The sequence below is a fragment of the Paraburkholderia heleia NBRC 101817 genome (assembly GCF_000739775.1).
Classification (GTDB): Bacteria; Pseudomonadota; Gammaproteobacteria; order Burkholderiales; family Burkholderiaceae; genus Paraburkholderia; species Paraburkholderia heleia.
Genome location: NZ_BBJH01000099.1, coordinates 1 through 1,096, shown reverse-complemented (window position 1 = coordinate 1,096; position 1,096 = coordinate 1). Strand labels below are relative to the sequence as shown.

General features: G+C 61.7%; 1 pseudogene. It reads right to left on the bottom strand.

Annotation, left to right across the window (positions count from 1 at the left end):
- Window positions 1-41 precede the first annotated feature (41 nt).
- A pseudogene (locus BHE01S_RS35820) lies at window positions 42-1,096 on the bottom strand (IS5 family transposase); the annotation flags it as partial.

Here is a 1,096-nt window from a genome sequence, read left to right as displayed (position 1 = left end):
TTTAGTCGGCCCTGAATAATTCGCTTTGCCCCTCGGTGGTATCACGCCACCGATAGCGCAACTGTCCGCCCGTTGAGCAAGACGACAAGAATCAGAGCGTAAAAAAGCCTCAGCTTTCGAAGGATCATCCGCAGATTGTGGCCGGCGCCGCACAGCACGGCATGAATTGCGTCACCCAGCGCGCCTTTGAGCCAGTTGCGATCGAGCTTGCCTTCCGCCTTCATGTGTCCGATGACGGGCTCGATCGCACTGCGTCGCCGGATCATCGCGTGCAAGCCTCACGTGATACCGCGTCGCAGCGCTGGGTGATAGACCTTCACACCGTCGATGGCCACGCCCTTGTAGCCGCGGTCGACGACGGCGATCTGCGGTTGAACGTCGCTCAGGATCGCCGCCTGTTCCAGTGCTTCGGCCAGTGTCCGTCGTATGGGCTGCCCGGCATCGAGCGCGCTCCGACCACCAGGCCTTCCTTGTGCGTCGTCGTGATCGACACCTTCACGCCGAACTCGTACGGCTTGCGCGCCTTGCCCTTGGCCAGGCATTCAACTTCCGGCGCATGCAGCACGTACAGCTTGTTCTTGTCCTTCTGCTTCTGCGACATGATTCGTTTCGTGCGGGCAATCAACTCTTCCAGCGTGGCCCGGCTTTGCTGCGTGACGCCATCGAGTTGCCGCTCGACGTCGCGCATCACGCGGCCTACGCGCGAACGCAACGTGCGCAACGCCTTCTTCATCCGCTTGTATTGCTTCGCATGCGCGTAACGGCCAATCTGGTTCGCAAGCCTCGGTGCTTCGCGGTTGTAGTTCTGCCGCAGCTTCAGGCCGTGCCGCGCGGCCGCCTTCACCAGATGTTCCCGGCAACGCTCGAGCAGCCGTGAATCGGTCGGATGGGCGATTGCCTTCTCCATGACCGTCGTATCAACAATCACGCGTTTGAGGCTCGTGCTCTTGATGACGTTGGCCCGTTTGGCTGCCTCGATCGTCTCGGCCAGCAGTTCTTCAACGCCAGCCTCGCCCAGCCGCTTGCGCCAGCGCGTCAGGCTTGACGGATCGATCGGCGGCCTGGTCTGCAAGTACGTCTCGCCGGTGAACACCTG